The 12,770-nt window shown below is 44.9% G+C and carries 16 protein-coding genes; 14 read left to right on the top strand and 2 right to left on the bottom strand.

Annotated features, from left to right (window positions below):
• Window positions 1-3: 3 nt before the first annotated feature.
• The 6 genes from miaA (at window position 4) to VOR_RS0106660 (ending at window position 5,206) form a co-directional block, all read left to right on the top strand.
• Window positions 4-951: a tRNA (adenosine(37)-N6)-dimethylallyltransferase MiaA gene (gene miaA, locus VOR_RS0106685; RefSeq protein WP_010318943.1), complete on the top strand. Its 948-nt coding sequence runs from the start codon at window positions 4-6 to the stop codon at window positions 949-951.
• 181 nt (window positions 952-1,132) lie between these two features.
• A complete protein-coding gene (gene hfq, locus VOR_RS0106680; protein ID WP_010318942.1) occupies window positions 1,133-1,399 on the top strand; it encodes an RNA chaperone Hfq in 267 nt (88 codons plus the stop codon).
• A gap of 41 nt (window positions 1,400-1,440) precedes the next feature.
• Window positions 1,441-2,730 carry a ribosome rescue GTPase HflX gene (hflX, locus tag VOR_RS0106675; protein WP_010318941.1) on the top strand — a complete coding sequence of 430 codons (1,290 nt, stop codon included), beginning with the start codon at window positions 1,441-1,443 and terminating at the stop codon, window positions 2,728-2,730.
• A gap of 45 nt (window positions 2,731-2,775) precedes the next feature.
• Window positions 2,776-3,969 (top strand): FtsH protease activity modulator HflK, encoded by a 1,194-nt coding sequence (hflK, locus tag VOR_RS0106670; protein ID WP_010318940.1) that lies wholly within the window; start codon window positions 2,776-2,778, stop codon window positions 3,967-3,969.
• 2 nt (window positions 3,970-3,971) lie between these two features.
• On the top strand, window positions 3,972-4,946 hold the full coding sequence (gene hflC, locus VOR_RS0106665; protein WP_010318939.1) for a protease modulator HflC: 975 nt from the start codon (window positions 3,972-3,974) through the stop codon (window positions 4,944-4,946).
• Between the two features lie 71 nt (window positions 4,947-5,017).
• Window positions 5,018-5,206: a DUF2065 domain-containing protein gene (locus VOR_RS0106660; RefSeq protein ID WP_010318938.1), complete on the top strand. Its 189-nt coding sequence runs from the start codon at window positions 5,018-5,020 to the stop codon at window positions 5,204-5,206.
• Window positions 5,207-5,270: 64 nt separating this feature from the next.
• Here the strand turns inward: VOR_RS0106660 and VOR_RS0106655 are convergent, their stop codons facing one another.
• Window positions 5,271-5,498, bottom strand: a complete 228-nt coding sequence (locus tag VOR_RS0106655; RefSeq protein WP_010318937.1) for a SlyX family protein — start codon at window positions 5,496-5,498, stop codon at window positions 5,271-5,273.
• 2 nt (window positions 5,499-5,500) lie between these two features.
• A complete protein-coding gene (locus VOR_RS0106650; protein ID WP_029626959.1) occupies window positions 5,501-6,481 on the bottom strand; it encodes a WD40 repeat domain-containing protein in 981 nt (326 codons plus the stop codon).
• A gap of 139 nt (window positions 6,482-6,620) precedes the next feature.
• Here VOR_RS0106650 and fkpA point away from each other — a divergent pair, with 139 nt between their 5' ends.
• The 8 genes from fkpA to fusA all read left to right on the top strand — a co-directional run bounded on the left by fkpA (window position 6,621) and on the right by fusA (window position 12,646).
• Complete coding sequence (gene fkpA, locus VOR_RS0106645; RefSeq protein ID WP_010318935.1) at window positions 6,621-7,409, top strand: FKBP-type peptidyl-prolyl cis-trans isomerase; 789 nt, start codon at window positions 6,621-6,623, stop codon at window positions 7,407-7,409.
• A gap of 185 nt (window positions 7,410-7,594) precedes the next feature.
• Window positions 7,595-8,314, top strand: a complete 720-nt coding sequence (locus VOR_RS0106640) for a helix-turn-helix transcriptional regulator (protein ID WP_010318934.1) — start codon at window positions 7,595-7,597, stop codon at window positions 8,312-8,314.
• Window positions 8,308-8,712 carry a sulfurtransferase complex subunit TusD gene (gene tusD, locus VOR_RS0106635; RefSeq protein ID WP_010318933.1) on the top strand — a complete coding sequence of 135 codons (405 nt, stop codon included), beginning with the start codon at window positions 8,308-8,310 and terminating at the stop codon, window positions 8,710-8,712. The genes VOR_RS0106640 and tusD overlap by 7 nt, the downstream gene beginning before the upstream one ends.
• On the top strand, window positions 8,709-9,065 hold the full coding sequence (gene tusC, locus VOR_RS0106630; protein WP_010318932.1) for a sulfurtransferase complex subunit TusC: 357 nt from the start codon (window positions 8,709-8,711) through the stop codon (window positions 9,063-9,065). Before tusD ends, tusC begins: the two co-directional genes overlap by 4 nt.
• Window positions 9,066-9,074: 9 nt before the next feature.
• Window positions 9,075-9,350 (top strand): sulfurtransferase complex subunit TusB, encoded by a 276-nt coding sequence (gene tusB, locus VOR_RS0106625; RefSeq protein WP_010318931.1) that lies wholly within the window; start codon window positions 9,075-9,077, stop codon window positions 9,348-9,350.
• A gap of 182 nt (window positions 9,351-9,532) precedes the next feature.
• Complete coding sequence (gene rpsL / locus VOR_RS0106620; RefSeq protein ID WP_010318930.1) at window positions 9,533-9,907, top strand: 30S ribosomal protein S12; 375 nt, start codon at window positions 9,533-9,535, stop codon at window positions 9,905-9,907.
• A 96-nt stretch (window positions 9,908-10,003) separates the two neighbouring features.
• Window positions 10,004-10,474 carry a 30S ribosomal protein S7 gene (gene rpsG, locus VOR_RS0106615; RefSeq protein WP_010318929.1) on the top strand — a complete coding sequence of 157 codons (471 nt, stop codon included), beginning with the start codon at window positions 10,004-10,006 and terminating at the stop codon, window positions 10,472-10,474.
• Window positions 10,475-10,549: 75 nt separating this feature from the next.
• Entirely contained in the window at window positions 10,550-12,646 is a 2,097-nt protein-coding gene (gene fusA, locus VOR_RS0106610; RefSeq protein WP_010318928.1) for an elongation factor G, read from the top strand.
• Window positions 12,647-12,770 lie beyond the last annotated feature (124 nt).

Genomic DNA, 12,770 nt, shown 5'->3' with positions numbered 1-12,770 from the left:
ATGATGAATCAAACACAACCATTGGCTCTGTTTTTAATGGGCCCGACCGCATCAGGTAAAACAGATTTGGCGATTCGTTTGCGCCAAAAATACCCAGTGGAAATCATCAGCGTCGACTCGGCGCTGATCTACAAAGGCATGGATATTGGTACCGCCAAACCTAATGCGCATGAACTGGAACTCGCACCTCATCGTCTGATCGATATTTTGGATCCAAGTGAAGCCTATTCGGCGGCGGATTTTCGTCGCGATGCATTACTTGCAATGCATGATATTACCGCGCAAGGTAAAATTCCTCTGCTCGTTGGGGGAACTATGTTGTATTACAAGGCTCTACTTGAAGGGCTTTCGCCACTTCCTGCGGCTAACCCTGAGATACGGCAACAAATTGAGCAAGAGGCTTTGGCGCATGGTTGGGGTCAGTTACACGATCAATTACAAACGATTGATCCAGTTTCGGCGGCAAGAATTCATCCCAATGATCCACAAAGATTGTCACGAGCATTGGAAGTTTACCGAATTTCAGGTAAAACTCTTACAGAGTTAACTCAAACGAAAGGTGAAAGCCTGCCATTTCGAGTTAAGCAGTTTGCTATAGCTCCCAAGGAAAGGGCTGAGCTCCACCGTCGAATCGAACTCAGGTTTGAAAAGATGATCGAAGCTGGATTTGAAGAAGAAATGAAAGCACTTTATGCTCGAAACGATCTTCATCCGGATTTGCCATCGATTCGCTGTGTTGGTTATCGACAGATGTGGGACTATTTGGATGGGAATTGTACGTTAGAGGAAGCGGTATATCGTGGAATCTGTGCAACCCGTCAATTGGCCAAGCGTCAGATCACCTGGTTACGCAGCTGGGATGATTTAACTTGGTTAGATAGCGAAAACATTGATCATGCAGTAGAAACTCTCTCAAATGCCATAGCATCTGATGGAGTTAGCTGTGTATAATGTGATCGCTTTTGCGTGATGTACCCTGTAAAGGATCCGTTACTTGATATTTGGTATTATCGCCATCATAACAAGTAGCAACGGGGTTTTTATTCATTTAGCTCAGATGCAAAGGCCGCACCAATAATGCAGTACACCACTAGCTAAATAACTACAACAAAATACAAATAAGGAAAATAAAATGGCTAAGGGGCAATCTCTACAATACCCATTCTTAAATGCACTACGTCGTGAGCGCATTCCAGTATCCATCTACCTTGTGAACGGAATTAAGCTTCAAGGTCAGATTGAATCCTTTGATCAATTTGTGATCTTACTGAAAAACACAGTCAATCAAATGGTGTATAAGCATGCGATTTCAACGGTTGTTCCTGCACGTGCAGTGAGCCACCACACTGCTGAGCCACGCACCGGGTCTGATCGTCCATCAGACAAATCAGAAGAGTAATTCTCTGATTAGTATTATTTACTTACAAAGGAGTTGGTTGCTTGTTTGACCGTTACGAAGCCGGTGAGCGAGCGGTACTTGTTCATATCAACTTCACGCAAAAGGGTGAGTGGGATGATCTCAGCGAGTGTGAAATGCTGGTTTCTTCTGCTGGAGTGTCGACACTGCAAATTATTACTGGCAGCCGTCAAACTCCACACCCTAAATATTATGTCGGTGAAGGTAAAGCCCAAGAGATAGCGCATGCGGTTCAACTTGTTGAAGCGGATGTGGTGATCTTCAACCACGCCCTTTCTCCTGCCCAAGAACGTAATCTTGAGCAACTATGCCAATGTCGAGTGATTGACCGTACTGGTCTCATCCTCGATATTTTTGCCCAACGAGCACGAACCCATGAAGGGAAGTTGCAAGTAGAGCTGGCACAACTGCGCCATATCTCTACGCGATTAATTCGTGGTTGGACGCACCTTGAGCGACAAAAAGGCGGTATAGGCTTACGTGGGCCTGGTGAAACGCAGCTAGAAACCGACAGACGTTTATTGCGTGAACGTATTAAAGCGATATTACGCCGCTTAGAGAAAGTCGCTAAGCAGCGAGAACAAGGACGCCGAGCTCGAAATCGAGCTGAGATTCCCACCATATCGCTAGTGGGTTATACCAATGCGGGGAAATCAACGTTATTTAATCGCATTACTGAAGCTGGGGTTTATGCAGCCGATCAACTGTTTGCAACCCTAGATCCTACCTTGCGGAAAATCGAATTAGCGGACGTTGGTACTGCCGTTCTCGCTGACACCGTAGGATTTATTCGTCATCTGCCGCACGATTTAGTCGCAGCATTTAAAGCCACGTTACAAGAAACTCAAGAAGCTGACATTTTGTTACATGTTGTTGATGCCAGTGATGAGCGTTTTCGTGAGAATATCAAAGCCGTTCATGACGTATTAGAAGAGATTGACGCCCATGAGGTGCCAACGCTTGTCGTCATGAACAAGATCGATAATCTAGAAGGCCAACAACCTCGCATCGAAAAAGATGATGAGGGAATACCGAGAACCGTGTGGTTATCAGCCATGGATGGACAGGGTATTGATCTGCTTTTCGAAGCATTGACAGAGCGATTAGCGAGTCAAGTCATTCAATATCAATTGTGTATTCCACCACTGCACCAAGGTCGCATTCGTAGTGCATTTTCACAAATGAAATGTATTCAACAAGAAGAATATGATCCAGATGGTAATTTGTTGATTAACATTCGTATGCAGCAAGTTGATTGGTTTAGACTAGAAAAAAGAGAAGAAGCAGTTTTGCGTGACTTTATAGTTACTTAAAGGACTGCTACAGTATAACGTCATATCAAATGATGGAGCTTTCTAATGGCGTGGAATGAGCCCGGTAATAACAACGGCAACAATGGCCGCGATAATGACCCTTGGGGTAATAATCGTGGTGACAAAAATAAAGGTGGCCGTGATCAAGGACCGCCAGATTTGGATGAGGTTTTCAATAAACTGAGCCAAAAACTGGGTGGACGATTTGGTGGTAAAGGCGGCAAAGGCCCTTCATTCTCTGGTGGTAGCGCAATTGGCTTTGGAGTCATTGCTGCAATCGCCGTTGCGGTGTGGTTCTTTTCTGGTTTCTATACGATTGGTGAAGCTGAGCGTGGTGTCGTGCTGCGCTTAGGTAAGTATGATCGCATCGTTGACCCGGGTTTGAACTGGCGTCCTCGCTTTGTTGATGAGGTGACGGCCGTTAATGTACAAGCGATTCGCTCACTGCGTGCATCGGGTTTGATGTTGACCAAAGATGAAAACGTGGTCACCGTTGGCATGGATGTACAATATCGCGTGTCTGATCCATACAAGTACTTGTATCGTGTGACTAATGCTGACGATAGCTTACGCCAAGCAACCGATTCAGCATTACGTGCCGTGGTGGGTGATTCTTTGATGGACAGCATCTTAACCAGTGGCCGTCAGCAAATTCGCCAAAGTACCCAAACGACCTTGAATCAAATCATTGATAGCTATGATATGGGCTTAATGATTGTCGATGTCAACTTCCAGTCGGCTCGTCCACCAGAGCAAGTGAAGGACGCTTTCGATGATGCGATTGCGGCGCGAGAAGATGAAGAGCGTTTTATTCGTGAGTCTGAAGCGTATAAGAACGAAATTCTGCCTAAAGCAACAGGCCGAGCAGAACGTTTGAAGAAAGAAGCGCAAGGTTATACAGAGCGCACGATTAACGAAGCATTGGGTCAAGTGGCACAGTTTGAAAAACTGCTCCCTGAGTATCAAGCCGCGCCAGACGTGACACGTAATCGTCTCTACCTAGATACCATGGAAGAGGTGTATTCAAACACATCTAAAGTGCTAATTGATTCAGAATCCAGTGGCAATATGCTTTATCTACCGTTGGATCGAATTACAGGCCAAGAGAGTAAGAATGACACCAAACGTCAAGATAAATCATCATCAACCTATGATCAGATAGAGCTTGATTCACCAACCAGCAGTGATACAGGTAATACACCGTCTCGCTCTAGCAATACACGTCAAGGGAGATACTAGTAATGCGTAAGTTAATGATCCCAGTATTAGTGATTGCACTGGTATTGATGTCGCTGTTTGTGATTCCTGAAGGTGAGCGCGGTATTGTTGTCCGTTTCGGTCGTATTCTGAAAGATAACAATGAAATTGCTCGAATCTACGAACCGGGTTTGCATTTTAAAATGCCACTGTTTGATCGAGTAAGAACGTTAGATGCGCGCATCCAAACAATGGATGGTCGCTCTGACCGTTTCGTGACTTCAGAGAAAAAAGATGTGATCATCGATACCTATGTCAAATGGCGTATTGAAGACTTTGGTCAATACTACTTGGCAACGGGTGGTGGCAATTCGTTGACGGCACAAGCACTGTTAGAGCGTAAAGTGACAGACATTCTGCGTTCTGAAATCGGTTCTCGTGAAATCAAGCAAATTGTTTCAGGCCCACGTAATAAAGATGTCTTGCCGGAAAGTGCTGATGATGAAGTCGTCACGACTGAGGCTGCCAAACAAGCATTGGAAATCGATGGTCAGCGTGACCAAGTGATGGAAAATGTGTTGGAAGATACACGTAAAGGTGCACTGAAAGATTTGGGCGTGAGAGTGGTTGATTTCCGTATTAAGAAAATTAACCTTCCAGATGAGATCAGTGAGTCTATCTATCGTCGTATGCGTGCTGAACGTGAGTCAGTCGCTCGTAAACACCGCTCTCAAGGTCGTGAAAAAGCCGAAGTCATTCGCGCTCAAGCTGAACTTGAAGTGGCGACTATCTTAGCGGAAGCGGATAAAACGGCTCGCGTAACTCGCGGTGATGCTGATGCTAAAGCAGCGAAGATTTACTCGGATGTGTACAGTAAAGATCCTGAGTTTTATGGGTTCTTACGCTCGCTGAAAGCCTATGAGAAATCATTTAGCGAGAAGAGTGATATCTTGGTGCTTGATCCTAAGAGTGATTTCTTCAAGTACATGAATAACACCAAAGGTTTGACAACGAAATAATTGACCGTTGTTTATTCAAAGGCTCCTTCAGGGAGCCTTTGTCGTTTATTGGCTTTAAGAGAGAAGGTACTATGTCGAATTCAATCTGGCTTGCTGTGGGGCTGGTGTTAATTGCAGAAGGTATTGGACCGTTAATCGCCCCTAATGGCTGGAGAAAGATGGTGTCGGAGCTCAGACAGCAGCCCGATCATCAACTGCGCCGCATCGGTGGTTGTCTCGTCGTTGCAGGGGGCATCATTGCGTACTACTTCGCACGATAGTGATGCACAATAGCGCGGTAACCGATTTATTATTATCAGTTTATCACTATCAGTATCATCACTATCAATAGTGAGGTGGTGGAGTCTCTTCTGATGGATCCGCTAAATGTGAGGCATCCATATTTTTGACTTTACCAGCCACATATTTCATTTGGTCTTGCATTTTCGTCAACATTAGCTGCTGTGTTGATAATGCTTGATTGAGTTCATCAATGGTTTGTTCTTGGAAAGCCAGTTGGCATTCCAAGTCACTAACACGCTGTTCTAATTGCTGAATATACTTATCGTTCATAACTAATCGTCGAGTTTCCAAGCTTGAGCAATACCTGCAGAGCTTCCGGTAATAATTCGTTGCTGGTGGTCAAAGGCCGCATCATACACCACCGCTGCGGGTGGGCGAGCATCTTTTAGCGGTTCTACTTCAAATCCTTGCTGTTTTTTACCACTTTGAGTATCCCATACCGCGACTTGGCTAGATGGATTACCAGTGACCAGTAATGTGCCATCATCGGAAAAACGCGCCGTAGAGAAGATCAATTGTCGTGAAAAACTGCGCAATTTCGCCTGTTCCTTACCCGAGGCGAGATCCCAAATAATGGATTGATTACCACCATCGGAGGTAAAGGCTAATTTTCCCTCTCGCTGCAGCGCTACTCGATTCACCCGCTGCTCATGTTCAAACGATCGTAAAATTTGCCCACTTTGCGTATCCCAAAGGTAGGCAAAATAATCATTACCTCCCGTCAGAGCAAAGCGGCCATTGGGCGATAGGGCGACAGAATTCACTTTTTCTCGATGAGCAAGGAACTCTAGCCGGCGCCCAGTGACTAAATCGACGTAAATCGCTTTACCATTGGATAAACCGAGCAGAACTTGTTTTCCGTTATTGGCAATGTCAATGTCTCGGATCAGCCCATCGGAGATGGACCACAAACCTTGAGCCTGTGTCCAACCTAAGTCCCATACGGCAAAGTTAATTTGGCTAGCGGTCACGGCAAAACGGCCATTATCGGAGAGTCGAATATGAGAAACGGTATTGGCTTGTGGGTCTTGAGGTCCCAATTCGGCTAAGGTTTTGTTTTGTTCAAGATCCCATAGAACGAGTTGTCTTTGTTTGGAATAAAGTAGCGCAAAACGACCATCACGGCTTAAACCGAAACTGGTCGAACCGTTTGGTTCTATATCCCAACGTTGTACATCGCTGTTAGAGAAAAAACAGCCATTTAACATCAAGATGACAATGCAACCTAGGATTGAATGAGAAATTATTCGCATCAAGTCTAATTATCCGCTTTGAGTGTAAAGACAATCTATCAACATATCGCTATATTGGTACAACTCTGTTTAGCGCACCAGTTTTTCAACGAAATTTGTGCGTAATAACAAAAGGTTTGCCTACAAATTGGAGAAATAAATGAAATCATTGTTTAAAGTGTCACTGCTTGCGGCAACCGTCATGCTTGCAGTTGGCTGCCAGAAAGATGAAGCCCCGAAAACTGAAGCAGCACCTGCAGCAGAACAAGTACAAACGGAAGCGGGAAAAACGGTTCACTTTAAAACAGAAGATGACAAAGCGGCTTACGCGATTGGCGTCTCTTTTGCAAATTACCTCAGCACCAGCATTGAAAAACCAGCCGAAATTGGTATCAATCTGAATAAAGATCTGGTTCTAAAAGGGATTGAACATGTCTTCGCGGGCAATGCTGAGTTGAGTGAAGAAGAGACACGCGCAGCGCTAGAAGCTCTAGATAAACGCGTTTCTGAAACCATGCAAGCGAAAGCCGCTGAAAAAGCGGCTGCTGCAGAAAAAGCTGGTGATGAATTCCGCGCTGAATTTGAAAAACAAGATGGCGTAAAGAAAACTGAATCTGGTTTACTGTACCAAGTACTGACGCCAGCAAAAGGTGAGTCACCAAAAGAGACCGATACCGTTCAAGTGCATTACAAAGGGACACTGGCTGACGGTACTCAATTTGATAGCTCGTATGATCGTGGTGAGCCAGCGACATTCCCACTCAATCGGGTTATTCCTGGTTGGACAGAAGGTGTGCAACTGATGCAAGTGGGAGCAAAATACAAGTTTGTTATCCCGCCGCAACTGGCTTACGGTGAGCAAGATACGCCGACTATTCCAGCAAACTCAACACTTGTGTTTGAAGTGGAGTTACTAAAAATTGATAACGGTAGCGATGCAGCTAAATAATATCAGCCATTGTTGAACCGTTGTAACCAGCTCAAAGGCCTGATGAATCAGGCCTTTTCTGTCTCTAACGACTCACGAATTAGTTGTCCTAAATCACTTGTTAGTGACTTAACAGAGTTTTCGATTAAAATTTTCTGATAAACTTACGTCAATTTGTTGATTTTTCGCTCTAAGGCTAGATAACAGTGACAACGACAGAAACTCTAAACGCGGATATGTTGCTTGAAATGGAATCCGTGCACGTGATGCCATTTAGTGATCACGATAAAATCATTCTTCGATCTTATGAAGCTGTGGTTGACGGTATCGCCAGCCTGATTGGCCCTTTTTGTGAGATCGTTTTGCACTCATTAGAAGATCTCAATACCTCGGCGATTAAAATTGCCAATGGTGAAAATACGGGCCGCCAAGTTGGTTCCCCGATCACCGATCTTGCACTGTGTATGCTGAAAGATATTGAAGGATCGCAGCGTAATTTCTCACGCTCTTATTTCTCTCGCGCCAAGGGTGGTGTGTTGATGAAATCGATTACGGTCGCGATTCGTAATGGTGATAACCGAGTCATTGGCTTACTTTGTATCAACGTCAATTTAGATGCTCCGTTCTCACAAGTTCTGCAATCATTCATGCCGACTCAGGAAGCTCAGGAAGCCGCCTCGTCGGTTAACTTTGCCAGTGATGTAGAAGAGCTGGTGGATCAGACGGTAGAGCGTACCATCGAAGAGATCAATGCCGATAAATCAGTGTCTAACAATACCAAGAACCGTCAGATCGTGATGGAGCTGTATGACAAAGGCATTTTTGACATCAAAGATGCGATTAACCGCGTAGCTGATCGGCTCAATATCTCTAAACATACTGTCTATCTCTACATTCGCCAACGCAAGACCGGAGATGAATGTTAGTGGAGCCAGTATTGAGTTACACATTATTGGTCAATGGCTCAGTGTATGGCACACAGGCAGCGCGTAGTGCTTATCTGTTTGCCTGTGCATTGCTAGAAAAAGGGCATTCACTCAAGCAAGTATTTTTTTATCAAGATGGTGTTTTCAATGGCTCTGCGATCACCGCGCCTGCGAACGATGAGTTTGATCTTGTGAAAGCATGGCAGAAGCTGTCTACTGAACACCATGTACGCTTAGAAACCTGTGTTGCTGCAGCGTTGCGTCGTGGCATTATCAGTGAAAATGAAGCTCAGCAACACCAGCTCACTGCGCATAATTTGGCACAAGGTTTTGCACAAACTGGGTTAGGAAGTTTGGCTGAAGCGTTATTGACTCAAGATCGAGTGGTACAGTTTTGAAAAAAATCGGTTTTGTTTTTCATTCTTCGCCTCATTCTAGTTCGGCTGGAAGAGAAGGGCTGGATGCTGTACTGGCAGCCTCTGCCTATTGTGATGCGATCTCGCTCTTTTTTGTTGGGTTTGGGGTGACGCAAATCGTTGCCAACCAATCACCGCAACAACTGCTTAGCCGTGACTACATCAGTGCGTTTAAACTGCTTGAGTTATACGATATTGAACACCTTTATCTGTGTGAGCAAAGCGTTGAAGAGTTGGGGTTAGCATCGGCTCAATGGGTAATCGATGTTGAAAAAAAATCGTCTCAGCAAATCGCTCAGTTACTTCACGAGTGCGATCAAGTACTAACTTTCTAAGGTATACCTATGCTGCATATTGTAAAAGACACGGCAAAACTGGCCTTAGCGCAGCGTTATTGTTTGGCTGAGGATAGTATTATCTTGGTTGAAGAAGCGGTGTATATGAGTAACCCTAGTGCGGGCTCTTTTTTACTACTCAACGATCTGAACAGGGTTTATGTCTTACTTGAGGATCTCTGCGCGCGCGGGGTGCAGGATCTCTGCTCAGTACAAATTACCAAAGTGGATTTCTCTGGTTTGGTTGAACTTACTACTAATCATGAAAAATCAATAACTTGGTAGATTTTCTTGTCGCTATTACCCCTCTATTACCCACCCTTTACTTATGGTGGTTAAAAAAGATCTGTATATTTCTTGACACACCTCTCACTGCTGCATAGAATTTTGCGTCCCTATTTGTACTAAGTGCACTAGGGACTAGATTTTTCACAAAGCTTACTTTAAGTAAATTCAGGAGCTAGTTAATGGCAACTATTAACCAGTTGGTCCGCAATCCTCGTGTAAAGCAAGTTGTTAAAAGCAACGTGCCAGCACTAGAAGCGTGCCCACAAAAACGTGGTGTATGTACACGTGTTTACACTACTACACCTAAAAAACCTAACTCAGCACTTCGTAAAGTATGTCGTGTTCGTCTAACGAACGGCTTCGAAGTGACTTCGTACATCGGCGGTGAAGGTCACAACCTTCAAGAGCACTCAGTTGTTCTTATCCGTGGTGGTCGTGTAAAAGACCTTCCAGGTGTGCGTTACCACACAATCCGTGGTGCACTTGACTGTGCAGGCGTAAACGACCGTAAACAAGCTCGTTCTAAATACGGTGTGAAACGTCCTAAATCTTAATGGATTTCCGTTAAGTAAGGCCAAACACTAAATTATTTAATTTTTGAAGAAACTGAAAAGTTTTGGATAACCTGAAAAAGACAACGGAGAATATCCATGCCACGTCGTCGCGTTATTGGTCAGCGTAAGATCCTTCCAGATCCAAAGTTCAAGTCTGAACTGCTGGCAAAATTCGTTAACATTCTTATGGTTGACGGTAAAAAATCTACTGCAGAGAAAATTGTTTACACTGCACTAGACACTATGGCTGAGAAATCTGGCAAAGGTCACTTAGCTGTATTTGAAGAAGCTCTTGAAAACGTACGTCCAGCGGTTGAAGTTAAATCTCGCCGCGTGGGTGGTTCAACTTACCAAGTGCCAGTAGAAGTACGTCCGGTTCGCCGTAACGCACTTGCTATGCGTTGGGTAGTTGATGCTGCGCGTAAGCGTGGTGAAAAATCTATGGCTGCTCGCCTAGCTTCTGAAATGCTAGACGCGTCAGAAAATAAAGGTACTGCTGTTAAGAAACGTGAAGACGTTCACCGTATGGCAGAAGCGAACAAAGCATTCGCTCATTACCGCTGGTAATACCTTCTGTGCTGCGAGGTTCTCTCGCAGCACATTTTCATACTCTAAGGATTACCTTAGTAAGAGGATACAATCGTGGCTCGGAAAACTCCTATTGAGCGCTACCGCAACATCGGTATCTGTGCTCACGTAGATGCAGGCAAAACAACCACTACTGAGCGTATTCTGTTCTACACTGGCCTTTCGCACAAAATCGGCGAAGTTCACGATGGTGCAGCAACCATGGACTGGATGGAGCAGGAGCAAGAACGTGGTATCACTATCACTTCTGCTGCTACGACAACCTTCTGGCGTGGTATGGAAGCACAGTTCCAAGATCATCGCGTAAACATCATTGATACCCCAGGACACGTTGACTTTACAATTGAAGTAGAGCGTTCACTTCGTGTGCTTGATGGTGCAGTGGTTGTATTCTGTGGCTCATCTGGTGTTGAACCCCAGTCTGAAACTGTATGGCGTCAAGCTGACAAATACGGTGTTCCTCGCATGGTGTTCGTTAATAAAATGGACCGTGCTGGCGCAGACTTTTTACGCGTTGTAAACCAAATTAAACATCGTCTTGGTGCGACTCCTGTTCCTATTCAATTAAATATTGGCGCGGAAGAAGAGTTCAAAGGTGTCATCGACCTTATCAAGATGAAAGCCATCAACTGGAATGAAGCCGATCAAGGCATGACGTTTACTTACGAAGACATTCCAGAAGATATGCTTGAGTTGGCCGAAGAATGGCACAACAACCTAGTAGAAGCGGCAGCGGAAGCTAGTGAAGAGTTAATGGAAAAGTATCTTGAAGACGGCGAGCTGACAGAAGCGGAAATCAAACAAGCGCTACGCACTCGTACCATTAACAATGAAATCGTATTGGCCACTTGTGGTAGTGCCTTTAAAAATAAAGGCGTACAGGCGGTATTGGATGCGGTTGTTGAGTATTTGCCTTCACCGGTAGATGTACCAGCCATTAAAGGCGTGGATGAAAACGAGAACGAAGTAGAACGTCACGCTGACGACAACGAACCTTTCTCGGCACTTGCATTTAAGATTGCCACTGACCCATTTGTTGGGACATTGACTTTCATGCGTGTTTACTCTGGTGTGGTGAACTCTGGCGATGCCGTTTACAACTCAGTGAAACAGAAAAAAGAACGTTTTGGTCGTATCGTACAGATGCATGCCAACAAACGTGAAGAGATTAAAGAAGTTCGTGCTGGCGATATTGCGGCTGCGATCGGCTTAAAAGATGTCACGACAGGCGATACGCTATGTAACCCAGACCACAAAGTGGTTCTTGAGCGCATGGAATTCCCTGAGCCAGTGATTCAAATTGCGGTAGAGCCTCGCTCTAAAGCTGACCAAGAAAAAATGGGTATTGCGCTAGGTAAACTGGCGGCAGAAGACCCATCTTTCCGTGTCGAAACCGATAAGGAAACAGGTCAAACGTTGATCTCTGGTATGGGTGAGCTTCACCTAGACATCATTGTTGATCGCATGAAGCGTGAGTTCAGTGTCGACTGTAACGTGGGTAAACCACAAGTGGCTTACCGCGAAACTATCCGTGGAAAAGCGGAAGTAGAAGGCAAGTTCGTTCGTCAATCTGGTGGTCGTGGTCAATATGGTCACGTTTGGCTTAAGATTGAACCTGCGGAACTCGGTGAAGGCTTTGTCTTTGTCGACGAAATCGTTGGTGGTGTGATTCCTAAGGAATACATCAGCTCGGTTGCGAAAGGTATCGAAGAGCAAATGAACAACGGTGTGTTAGCTGGTTATCCGATTCTGGATGTGAAAGCGACATTATTCGATGGTTCATATCATGATGTCGACTCAAGCGAGATGGCGTTTAAGATTGCTGGTTCGATGGCGTTCAAGAAAGGTGCTTTAGAAGCGCAGCCTGTTCTTCTTGAACCAATGATGAAAGTTGAAGTAACTACTCCAGAAGATTGGATGGGTGATGTTGTGGGTGACTTAAACCGTCGTCGCGGCATGATTGAAGGTATGGATGAAGGCCATGCAGGCCTTAAGATTATCCATGCTAGAGTCCCTCTATCGGAAATGTTTGGTTATGCAACAGACTTACGGTCTGCCACTCAGGGTCGCGCCTCTTACTCCATGGAGTTTGCAGAGTACGCTGATGTGCCAAAAAATGTTGCAGAAGCAATCATTGCAGAACGTGGTTAACTGTTATTTGTTTAATAACGAATCTATTGCGCTGATGAGAGTTGGCGCATAAAATAGCAATTTCTGGCGCGTCTTGAGCTATATGTGACTCAAGACGAATCATAACTAGGAAGGAACACGATCG

It is taken from the genome of Vibrio ordalii ATCC 33509 (assembly GCA_000257205.1).
GTDB lineage: Bacteria > Pseudomonadota > Gammaproteobacteria > Enterobacterales > Vibrionaceae > Vibrio > Vibrio ordalii.
Note: the sequence above shows the minus strand (reverse complement) of the source record. Positions and strands in the feature narration are given on the sequence as shown.